This is a genomic window from Methanosarcina soligelidi (assembly GCF_000744315.1).
Classification (GTDB): Archaea; Halobacteriota; Methanosarcinia; order Methanosarcinales; family Methanosarcinaceae; genus Methanosarcina; species Methanosarcina mazei.
This window is the reverse complement of record NZ_JQLR01000001.1, coordinates 677,926-689,761: the sequence shown is the minus strand read 5'-3', so window position 1 is coordinate 689,761 and position 11,836 is coordinate 677,926. Positions and strand designations below refer to the sequence as shown.

At 36.2% G+C, this 11,836-nt stretch carries 8 protein-coding genes; 3 read left to right on the top strand and 5 right to left on the bottom strand.

What is annotated here, in order from left to right:
- Positions 1-408: 408 nt before the first annotated feature.
- The 4 genes from M886_RS03095 to M886_RS03080 all read right to left on the bottom strand — a co-directional run bounded on the left by M886_RS03095 (position 409) and on the right by M886_RS03080 (position 5,488).
- Positions 409-1,566 (bottom strand): glycosyltransferase family 4 protein, encoded by a 1,158-nt coding sequence (locus M886_RS03095; protein ID WP_235203858.1) that lies wholly within the window; start codon positions 1,564-1,566, stop codon positions 409-411.
- Positions 1,567-1,723: 157 nt separating this feature from the next.
- Complete coding sequence (locus M886_RS03090) at positions 1,724-2,863, bottom strand: glycosyltransferase family 4 protein (RefSeq protein ID WP_048050635.1); 1,140 nt, start codon at positions 2,861-2,863, stop codon at positions 1,724-1,726.
- 94 nt (positions 2,864-2,957) lie between these two features.
- Positions 2,958-3,962, bottom strand: a complete 1,005-nt coding sequence (locus M886_RS03085) for a glycosyltransferase family 2 protein (RefSeq protein ID WP_235203857.1) — start codon at positions 3,960-3,962, stop codon at positions 2,958-2,960.
- A 41-nt stretch (positions 3,963-4,003) separates the two neighbouring features.
- Complete coding sequence (locus tag M886_RS03080; protein WP_015411731.1) at positions 4,004-5,488, bottom strand: IS1182 family transposase; 1,485 nt, start codon at positions 5,486-5,488, stop codon at positions 4,004-4,006.
- 990 nt (positions 5,489-6,478) lie between these two features.
- On the opposite strand from M886_RS03080, the gene M886_RS03075 reads away from it, so the two are divergent.
- The gene (locus M886_RS03075) at positions 6,479-7,378 is read left to right on the top strand and encodes a glycosyltransferase family 2 protein (protein ID WP_011033089.1); all 900 of its coding nucleotides are present in this window, start codon (positions 6,479-6,481) and stop codon (positions 7,376-7,378) included.
- 21 nt (positions 7,379-7,399) lie between these two features.
- Positions 7,400-8,419 carry a glycosyltransferase family 2 protein gene (locus M886_RS03070; RefSeq protein WP_048050634.1) on the top strand — a complete coding sequence of 340 codons (1,020 nt, stop codon included), beginning with the start codon at positions 7,400-7,402 and terminating at the stop codon, positions 8,417-8,419.
- A gap of 578 nt (positions 8,420-8,997) precedes the next feature.
- Here M886_RS03070 and M886_RS03065 read toward each other — a convergent pair.
- Positions 8,998-10,203: a glycosyltransferase gene (locus M886_RS03065; protein ID WP_048039618.1), complete on the bottom strand. Its 1,206-nt coding sequence runs from the start codon at positions 10,201-10,203 to the stop codon at positions 8,998-9,000.
- A gap of 195 nt (positions 10,204-10,398) precedes the next feature.
- Between M886_RS03065 and M886_RS03060 the strand changes: the two genes are divergently transcribed.
- A complete protein-coding gene (locus tag M886_RS03060; RefSeq protein WP_048039619.1) occupies positions 10,399-11,583 on the top strand; it encodes a glycosyltransferase family 4 protein in 1,185 nt (394 codons plus the stop codon).
- The last annotated feature ends 253 nt before the right edge of the window (positions 11,584-11,836 follow it).

Here is an 11,836-nt window from a genome sequence, read left to right as displayed (position 1 = left end):
AATTAGAAAATTGGCGAAGTTACAGGTGTAATAGCAGAAAAGCAATGTTAAATGAAAAGATCCTAAAAAGGGTAAAACTCAGATCTTTTTAAAAAGTTTCTTATACACAGTTTTATCTGTATGACCTATCTGTTCTTTGTCTTCATGACCTCTCGGTTGTTTTATCTGTCTAATCTATCTATTAACTCTTGAGAATATGATCATAAGCGAAATATACGTAACTCAATCTGCACTCTTTATTTCTCTATTTTTCGACTTATTTCATTAATTCCTTAAATAAAAGTTAACTAACAATATTATAGAGGGATTAAAGAGGCAAATTCCAAGTTTCGAATCGTCTTAATAATCAAAGACCTGGTTTATAAGCTGGTTTATTATGCAGACAGAATATTATTTATATCTCGTGATTTAATGGCTTTTACTAGCTTCATTGCAAACAGACAGTACCTTTTTTGCAACACTATTCCAGCTATGATTTTTAACAATATATTTACGGCCCTTTTCTCCCATTAATTTTCTGGAATTTTCATCTCGGAGTAATTTTATTACAGCAGCTGCAAGTTCTTCCGAATTTTCAGGTGTCACAGCAATTCCTCCTCCAGACAGCTCAATTAAATCTTTTACGCCAGGAATCGCACTTGCTACAAGCGGTTTCCCGCAGGCAAGATATTCATATGTTTTTAAAGCTGACAAGCCAATTTTCGAATTTCTTTCTTTTATAAATGGGGCAACACAAATATCCGAGGCATTAATGTATACAGGGACTTTTTCGTAAGGTATCCTCCCAGTAAAGGTGAAATTATCCAGTAAACCCAGATCATCTGCCAACTTCATCCATTCTTTTTTCATAGTGCCGTCTCCAACGATCAGGAAGCGGGCGTCGGCAAATTCTTTCAAAATTAAAGGGGCTGCCCTTATCAGATATTCAACACCCTGCCAGGGAATTAAATTCCCAACAAAGCAAATGTAGTGCAGTGTACTGTCTAAATTTAATTCTTTTTTTACTTTATTTTTATCCATTGGGATAAATAATTCCGTGTTAGCACCATTATTTATTACAACAATTTTGGACTCCGGAATGAAATATATCTCCATAAGTCCCTTTTTTACTCCATCGGTTACAGCAATAAGTTTGCTGCATCCTTTTAAGTTTATGCTCTCTATCAGTTGTGCGATCTTAATTTTCGATTTTGATGAACCCTGAATAATCATCTCATCTATTGTAATCCCATTTACTTCTCCAACTTGTGGAATCCCCAGAATCGACGATACGATAGTAGAAGAAGCGCCACTCCCGGATAATCTTGCATAAAACAAATCCGGTTTCAATTTGATAGTATAATAAATGAGGTACAAAAAGAGAGATAATTGATATGTGAATATATTCAGGTAATTAGAAAATAAAAACTGGAAGTGAGTAGAAGGGACTTCTATTATATTCGGGTTTTTGTAGCTTCTATTTTTCGAACTTCTTGAAAAAAGTAGCACATCGACTCCCAATTTTTTAAGATTATTTAACAACTCAATTGTATGGACGTTGGATCCATTAAATAAGTCCAGCTGCATTCCATAACTAATAAACAATTTCATATAATTGTAACTCCCATTAAAGATATAGATGTCTTGTTATTTTATGTTACTACTTCCCATTTATTGCATATTCTCAAAATACAGTCAGTTAGAAAATAGCTTTTGAAGATTTACTGGCGAAAAAAGGATAAAATCATGCATCCCTGGAGGACAGTCGATAATATAATTTTTCAAAACCATCTGTAATTGTTTCCCAGTCATAGTTTCTCACAATATGGTCTCTGGCATTGATCCCTATTCTATTTCTGAATTCTTCATTTTCTAACAGATATATTATTGATTCAGCTAGTTTTTCAGGATTTTTCGGAGGAACCAGTATACCATTTTCACCATCCTCTATTAACTCGTCACACCCTTCAACATCTGTTGCAACCGAAGGTACCCCGCAGGACATAGCCTCCATTAGACTTGTTGGGAATCCTTCTCTATAGGAAGGCAATACGAAAATAGTTGTATTTTTGTAATATTCGATAATCTGTGATCTACTTAAAGAACCGGTGAATATGACATTATCATCCAGTTCAAGTTTTTTTACCTGTTTTTTTAAATTCTCCAGTATGGTCCCTGTACCCACTAAAATAAACTTGACATCTGGATATTTTTTGCACACAATGCTTGAACATTCGATTAAGTCGAATAAACCTTTAAACACTTCGAATCTGCCGGTATATAAAACGGATTTTAAATTTGATCTATTTTCGGGGGGCATAAAGAAATCAGTATCTACTCCGTTATGAACTATACTTATCTCCCTTTTAATTGAATGGTACATTCTAAAATTATTAGCAGATGAATTTGATACAGCTGTTAATATATCACTTTTCTGAACAATTTCCTGTTCCACTTTAAATAAATATTTGCGTAATAGTTTTACAATAAAGAAATGCAGAGTTTTTACTTCCATAGAATCAAGCTTTTTTGTAGAATTACCGTGTGAAGTGAATATAACAGGTAGCGAATTGTTAAATACTGGCTTAACTGGCAGAAAATATCCATGCAAATGGATCAAATCAAAGTCAAATTTTAATGATTTTAACAGTTTAGTGACATATATTTCGTGAATTTTAAACGGAGATGGAAAAAACGGGATAAATCTTACTCTATAAACAGAAATCCCCTCTATCTTTTCATAATATGTTTTTCTCCAGTTTCCTCTTGTAATGACTGTGACTTCATGTCCTCTTTCTACAAGTTTTTTTGATAAATTATAGACATAAGTGCTTATACCACCTATATCAGGCGGGAACTCAGAAGTATACATGCAGATTTTCATAATTTTTGTCCTATATAATTAAGTGAAAAAAGATCGTTTTAATTCCATAAAATAACATATTTTTGTCTCGGAAAGTGTTTTTCTCAAAATGTGATTACTGGATATTCACTTTAGATATTACTTGCGTGATCCCTCTATAAAACGAATTATATGGAAATCCGCCTTTTGAGATCCCTTTTATTAATTCCGAACACCCTTCTTTATATTTCTTATTAAACAACAGGTCATAAACACCATGGTCACACAGATACCTGCCCTGATTTCTTATTCTCATTTCATGAATCAAAGTATCGAACTCGGTAGACTCATAACTATCATGACCAGAGTTTCTTCTTTCAATTGCGAACTCTCTGGCGATATCTGCATATATTCGTTGAAGGGTGTGGTGTTGCATAGTTACACTGCTATCGGAAACTCTCCATCTAATTAAAGGTAGTGCGATGTTGGATAATTTATATTTATCACTGAGCCTTAAAATAAGATCATAGTCCTGTGAGTATCGAAATTTTTCTCTATAGGATCCCACATTATCCAGGGCTTTCTTTCTGACCATTATAGAACTATGAATAAAAGGATTAAGATTGATAAGAAATCTATTTACAAAGTATGGTTGTGACATTACATTCATAGAGCCAATTTTATTTCCGGAACTATTAATCAGATGTGCTCCTGATCCTACCAGCCCCGCTTCTGGATAAGCATGCAAATGATCAAGCTCTTTTTCCAATCTTGAAGGCTCTGCAAAGTCATCCGAGTCCAGCCTTGCAATAAACTCCCCTTTAGAATTGTTTATCCCAATATTAAGAGAAATTGTTAAACCAAGATTATTTTCATTATCAATTACTTTAATTCTGGGGTCTTTTTCTGAAAATTGATTAACTATCTTCAGCGTATTGTCCGAAGAGGCATCATTTATAATTATAAGCTCCCAATTTTCATAGGTTTGATCTAAAATACTCGAAATCGAGTCCGAGATAAATTTTTCAGAATTGTATGCAGACATTACAACGCTAATAAGATCTTTTTTCATTGAGAAAACAACCGTAACAGGTAGTCTCAAAACCATTTTTAATTCTACAATTGGGTAATGCCCTTTCAATTTTTATTTCATTTCAACAAGAAAAAGTAAATTTTCATAGCTCAACATAGCGTATTTGCCATTCTCGCTTGAATTCTCCCCTTATTCCATCCTTTACTTTCTCCTCCAACTATCATTTTCAGCATTTCTTTCAGGTTTTTCCCTTGTCTTTTTATGAAATCTGCTATTTTCTTTATATTGTGTACAGTGCACATCATAACAAATTCAATTCCTGTTTTCCTTTTCCCCCTCAGCAGAAATTCCCTAAACCCTCTATCCTGTTTCATCTGTCCAAACACAGGTTCTACGGTAGACATTCTTTTCTGATACTTTTCCGTACCCTCTTCTGTGTTCAGTTTAGCCCTCATATCCTTCATTAAATGTTCTCGAGGATCTCTTGTTATTGTTCTTTTTCCACTCTCAGTACATGCATTTTTCAACACACACTGAGAACAATAGCTACAGACATAATACCTTAAATCAGGCTCACCTTTCCTCTTTTGTATTCTTGAAAAGGGAATTTCAAAAGCAGCAGGACAATAATAGCAGTCTTTTTCTTCGTCGTATTTAAAAAGAGATTTCCTGAACTTCCTGGTTTTTCCTTCTTTTTCAGCTTTATAGTAGTTGTCAGGAATGTAAGCATCAATGCCTTCTTCCTGTAAAAATTCCAGATTCTCATATGAAAAATAACCTGCATCTGCAAGCACGATTGTTGGTTTATATCCCAGTGTATTTTTTACGTTCTGTATGATTGGTTCTACTTGATGCAGGTCGTTTTCTTCGTTGACAACGTCTGCTGCAACGATAATTTGTTCCTTTTCATCAACAGCAACCTGACAGTTGTATGAAGGTTTCTTGCTCCCATCTTTATGTTTCATAATTCGAGCATCGTTGTCTGTGATGTTTACTTTTTTCAGCTTTTCTTCATCAAGCTTCTTCTTAGCGTTTTTAATCTTCTCTAATCTTTTCTTCTTGTCAACTAGCTCTTCTGGAATCTGATATGGTGTTGAGTCACCATAAATTTCATCTTCATACTTATCTGTCTCAATACTCTCTTTTAGTATCCGATCTATTTCTTTTTCGAGAGAATCCGAACTCTTGCTTTGTCTTGATGAAGCATTTGCCTTGATCTTTGTTCCGTCAATCGAGATACTGGAACCAATCATATCCATTTCTTTACAAAAAGTGACAACCTGGGAAAATATCTCTTTAATAGGACCAAGGTGAGTTGAACGGAATCGACAAATAGTATGAAAATCAGGTTTTTGCATGGCTGCCAGATACATAAATGCAGTATCAGTTTGAGTCATTTGTTGCAGTTTACGTGAACTTCTAATGCCTATAAGATAACCATAAAGTAATATTTTTAAAAGAATTATTGGATGATAGGCTGGGCAGCCTTCCTTAGAATAAGTGGATTCAATAGCAGTGATATCAACGACATCTACGATGTCGTTTAGTACTCGGGCGAGATGATTTTCAGGAACAAAATCTTCCAGGTTTAATGGAAGTAAAAACTGCTGCTTTTGATCGTATTTTCTAAACATGGGAAACACTGGAATTTAGTTTTGTAAAAAAGATAAAGATTACGGGTTTCTGACCCAAATGTGCGATCAGGTATAGTTTTGAGACAACCTGGTAAACAGTTTTTTAGATGATTTCCGATTACACTCTTTACTATATTATTTTAGATATTTAAAAATTCTAGTTTAAAATTTTAGCAATGAAATTTCTTAAACTATCAAGAAGATCTAATCATTTGTAAATATATTGGTTTTTTTCTAAATTACTCGATAATTTGCCTGAATTTTTAATCATGAGAATTAAATCGAATTTCTAATTCAAATCCTATTTTTATTTTTTTTAAAGTATCCTTTCCTGATCAGGTTCTATTTTTAAATAACATCTTTTGTCTAACCTATTCAAATAGTTTCTTTATAACATAACTTTCATTTTCCTGTAAGATTTATAAAAAAATTATTCCTATTTCACTATTGATTTCAGAAATTTTATAGTTCAGCTGGAGTCTAATATTTTTAGAGCAGTTTTCTGAACAAGTCTGTCCTTTTTTTTTATTTTATACTCTATTACGAAAAATCTTCTGGTTATAAGTTATATATCTAAAGTTTTTTATTTATTTCATTTTTATGTATAATTTTTTCCGCGCTTATAATAGCTTTTTTATTTAATAGGCGTTTTAATCCGGTTTCATTTCTTTTTCGTCATCGGCTAAACTGCTGAACTATTTTTTGTGCCTAAACGCTTATATAGTTCATATATTAAAACAAATACACGTCTTAATAAGAACTATGATCTGGCTGCAAAACATCTTTGCTTTCGCTAAAAGAAGCACAAAAATCCTCCAATGATGTTTCTGCACCCTTAATTGTAGTTAATCCTTAGAAACCCTATAAAATTTGTGGAGCGACGACCCTGAAAAATTTATTTACTGTATTTGGAATTCTGGTCACTTTCTCTGCAGAACAGCGGTTTATACAGACATTTGTATCTTTTGATGAAGAGGTAGTTGATTATACATGACCATTACTATTGCAGCCATGCCTGCGTATAATGAATCCCATTCTATTGCCGATGTTATTCAGGGCTGTAAAAAATACGTGGACCGGGTTGTGGTTGTGGATGATGGAAGTACTGACAACACTGTTGATATCGCTGAGTCCCTTGGCGCTTATGTCGTCCGCCACGAAGTTAACCAGGGTTATGGTGCAGCCCTCCGCCACTGTTTTGAAGCTGCCCGCAATCTTGGTGCCAGCTCCATGGTTATCATCGATTCCGACGGTCAGCACGATCCTTCTGAAATCCCCAAACTTCTTGAGCCTTTAAGAGATGGTTTCGACCTTGTTATTGGCTCACGTTTCGTCAACGGTAACGGAAAAAACGTTCCTATTTACCGTAAATTCGGCATGAAAGTTCTTGATGTGGCAACTTATATCGCAGGCGGTCTTCATGTTACAGATTCTCAGAGTGGTTTTCGCGCCTATGGCAAAAAAGCTATTGAGAATATTAACCTGAACAGAGCTGACATGTCTGCAGGTTCTGAGATTCTTATTCAGGCAAGAGACCATAAACTTAAATTTACTGAAGTGGAGATCCACTGCAGGTATGACCTTGAAGACTGCTCAAGTGAACATCCGTTTATACACGGGCCACGTGTTTTGTTTCGGCTTTTGAAAGATATGGAATACAGGCGTCCCCTGTACTACTTTGCTGTCCCTGGTATGATTATGGCATCCGCAGGCGTCCTTATGGGTCTTAAGTTTCTCCAGGACTACATTCTTGGAGGATACCTGCGTTTTGGACCCACGCTCCTTATGGTGATGCTGACAATAATAGGCGCTTTCATGATATTTACAGGAATCATACTGCATGCAATTTCGAGAATGATGTTTATTAATGAACAGATTCGAAGACAATAACGGTTAAAAAGTGGTTATTTTATGGAATGTCCTTTTGTTTCGGTTGTAGTGGGTATTCGCAACGAAGAACGATATATTGAAGAATGTATCGAGTCGCTACTTCGTCTGGATTACCCCCAGGATTCTTACGAGATTATTATCGTCGATGGAATGTCCACCGACAGAACCCGGGAACTGGTACAGAAATACCCGGTCAGGCTTCTTCTTAATGAGAGAAAAAACGTTGCAGCGGCAAGAAACCTTGGAGTGCAGAATTCCATGGGAGATTTTGTTGCATTTACAGACGGGGACTGCAAGGCAGACCCTCTATGGTTAAAAACCCTTGTCACTGAAATGAAAAATGCTCCTGAAGATGTGGTATGTGTTGGTGGGCCTAACTTAATATTTGATACCGATCCTGTTTTTGGTAGAGTGGTGGGGCGTGCCCAGGAAACATTTCTCGGTTCAGGAGGTTCTGCCCAGTCTAAAAATTCCTTAAAGAAACACTATGTTAGCTCTCTCCCTAACTGCAATGCGATGTATAAAAAAAATACAATAATTGAAGCAGGATATTTCGATGAGCGGTTTGTTGTAGGTCAGGATGGAGACCTTAACTACAGAATAAATAAAAAAGGTTATAAGTTCTTGTATATTCCAGAAGCAATAGTTCTGCATCATAGAAGGGGAACTCTCAAGTCATTTTCAGTAAGAATGTTCAAGTACGGCATGTGGATGGGGGAACTTTTTAAAAAACATGGGGAGCTTGTTCGGTGGTATGCGATTTTGCCCTCTGTCGCTATTCTCTTCTCAGTTTTTTCGCTTATCATTTCTCCGGTCTATACCACGCCAATAATAGTCCTGCTCTTAATGGGATTTTTATATCTCATTCTGGTCTTCATTGCCTCAATTCAGGTAATATTTAAAATGAAATCAAAGTACGGACTTTATGCCCTTGTTGTGATTCCTGTGCAGCACATCACTTATGGTATGGGATTTTTGTACAGTTTTGCAAACTCTCTCTATAAATCAAAAGGAGTGTCTTCTTCGATAGTTCAAAATTAAGGATCTAGCCCCATTTTAGAGCTGCTTTCTTTACCCAAATCACAAATTACTGAAATAACCTGAATTTGGGACAGATTGGAGCAAAAAGTTCTTTTTCGACATAGGCTTCACCGTAAGCTCTGTTGACTTAGAACAAAAATCTGAACTTTTTATTCAGGTTCAACCCTGAATCTTTTATTCAGATGAATTTTAATCTTTTTATTTCGCTCAATATATATTTGAGTGCTTTAAGGTTACGTAGATTTTTTAATTTTATGGTAATCCAAACTGCTTGATTTCCCTGGAATGTTTTACATAACATTTATTCTGGAAAACAGGCCAAAAAGAGTTTTGTTATACTGCTAAAGGGTCAAAAATAGGTTGTTTAATGGGTATAGGTGAATCCGATCATTGACCCTAATGAGTGACCTTGATGAGTGAATTCGATCGGTGGCCTTGATCAGTAAACTTGATTGACTCGGTGAATACCTGCAGTTCCGGAGCTTTGTCTGAGCTAAAGGGACAGCTCAGATGTTATATTAGTATGTGGAGAGAGCTTTTGGGCAAATCTGTACTTTGTCTTTAATTTTCCGGTAAATTCATTTTGAGGATCTTGCGAGGAGTTCTGAATATATATCTACAGTTTTCTTTGCATGAGATTCCCAGGTAAGTCCTCTCTGGATTATGCTTTTGCGGCCGAATTTTCCCATCTTTTCTCTTCTGCTTTCGTTTTCAAGTAATTTGTTTATTTTCTCTGATAGCTGTACAGGGTTTTTAGAAGGTACCAGATAGCCTGTTTCCCCTTCAACCATCAGTTCCGGGATTCCGCCAACGTCAGTCGCCACTACAGGGACTTCACAGGAAAGAGCTTCAAGAACAACATTTGGTCTCCCTTCTGAAAGGGAAGGTAAAACCAGCATATCAGCTGCTGAAATCCAGAGGGGAATCTCTTCATGGGTTACTGGCCCTGTAAATTTGATAAAGCCGGAGATTTTAAGTTCTTCTGCCCTTTTCTCCAGGCTTTTTCTAAGCCCATCATCCCTGCCTACCATGTAGAGGTCTGTGTTTTTATTCACAAAACTTTTTGCAGCTTCAATAAGATAATCCACACCTTTTATTTTCCTCAGGGCCCCTATAAACAGGACAATCTTTTTTTCCTGAGGCAGGTTTAAAACATTTCTTGCATATTCTTTTCCTGCCGGTCTGAATATTTCCGTATCCACGCCGTTAGGAACCACATCTACTTTATTTTCGTCTATCCCGAGGTTTACTATGTGGGTTTTGAGGTCCTCACTGACAGAAAGTATCCTGTCGGCAAAATTCATGGCTTCTATAATCTGTTTTGAAGTATAGGAACCTTCATAGGCAACTTTTCTTTCTATAGTGCCAAGGGCGCTGATTACAAGAGGAACTTCCCATTTCTTTGCGAGTTTCATCATTCCGTACCCATCAGGGTATGAGAAGTGTGCATGAATCAGCTCCGGTTTCAGATTTATGTTTTTCATGGCATATCCGGAAACAAAATAAGAATATGACATGCCGGTTAAAGGATAGAAGTACTTTTTAGGGACTGCGTAGAAGTAGCGCGGATAGTGAAGGTCATATTTTTCCGTGTGCTCAATCCCGGGTAATTTAGAAAAATTATGGTACGGAAATGCAGAAAAAGGAAGTACAAAAGCTTTTGGAGAAATAACTGTCAATTCTACTCCCTGATTTGCGATAGAGTCTATACTTTGCTTTATAAATGTTCCAAGCTGTGGATAATACCTGTTAGGGAACTCCTGACATACTTCCAGTACTCTCATAATTCTTTTCCTTTTTTCTATTTGGATGCCTCAAAAACACACAAAGGAGAGAATTTCTCCTATAAATATCTCTCTGTGGAACGCATATCTTTTCTTTTTTTAATCATGAATAAGCTCTTCCAATCTCTAAAAATTAATACCTGGAGTCGTGGGATAAGCTAATTAACTACTTTTGCTATTGAGGTAACGGCAACTATGTTTAAAAAAGTAAATAACATTTTTCTGGTTTATTACAGCTCTTTTACCACAAAATCAGGCTCTAATATACACATACTCGAGCTCTTAAATAATTTGAAGAAATATACGGATGTAGTTTTGTTTGCGCCAGGTCAAAAAGGCATAGAGCGCGTTTTTTCCGGAGTAAAGTATGTGCCTGTGATAAATAACAAGTACCTTGTACAGCCTTCTTACGAGATCATGCTGTCTGTTTATCTTCTGTACGCATGTTTAAAAAACAGACCTGAAGTGCTTTATCTCCGTCAGAACTCTTTCCCGTTCTTACCTATTGCTTTATGTAGGATTTTTAAGATCCCCTCCATAGTGGAAGTTAACGGGCTGGTTATGGACGAGCTCAGTGTGAGTCCGGATTCTAAATCTTTTGCATACAGGGTTTTTTCCTATCTGGCGCTCCGTTCTGAAAAATTTAATTACACGTACTGTGACCGGATAGTTTCCGTAACTGACAAGCTAAAGGATGAACTTGTCAGGTTATATTCAGTTCCTGCAGAGAAAGTTATTGTGATCAATAACGGAGCAAATACTGATATTTTCAAACCTATGGACCAGAAGCAGGTAAGGGATAGGCTCAAACTTGATAATTCAAAAAAGTATGTGTGTTTTGTGGGGCACCTTGCAGCCTGGCAGGGAGTTGAGTTTCTCATTTATGCAGCTCCGTATATTCTGGAAAAATCTCCTGATGTTCGTTTCCTTGTTGTCGGAGACGGAGTTATGAAGGACAAATTGATAGAAATTGCCTCAGAGACAGGGGTTCTGGACAAATTTACTTTTACCGGAAGGGTTCCCTATGAAAGTGTCCCTGAATATATCAACGCTGCTGATGTTTGTGTTGCTCCTTTTATTAAGGATAGAAATTCTAAAATAGGACTCTCTGCCTTAAAAACATATGAATATCTCGCATGTGGAAAGCCTATTGTAGCAAGTAATATAGCGGGTGTTAAAGATCTTCTTGATCTTTCAGGAGGCGGAATTTCAGTAACTCCGGAGAACCCGGGAGATCTTGCCAATGCAGTGGTAGAGCTTATTTCCGATCAAAATATAAGGAACACAATGGGAGAGCGGGGTCGTAAATATGTTATTGAGAATCATAGCTGGGACGGAGTTGCAAGAGAGATCCTTGATATCTGTTATGAAATCATTTGATTTTTCTTTTTTACTCCCTGGTGCTTCCATGATATCAATATCTGACCTTTGCTGTACTCATTGTATTAATTATTCGATATTTTAACAACATATTACGATTAAATCATTGATTCAGGATTTAATCCAATCCAGCAAGCACAAGACGGTAGTTTAAGATACTTACGCTATATTTCTTTCAGGGGGCTTACTTCACTGAAAGAAAAAAATTTTCTCGGCTTCCTCTATTTTTTAGCATTCTTAATAATCTTTAATA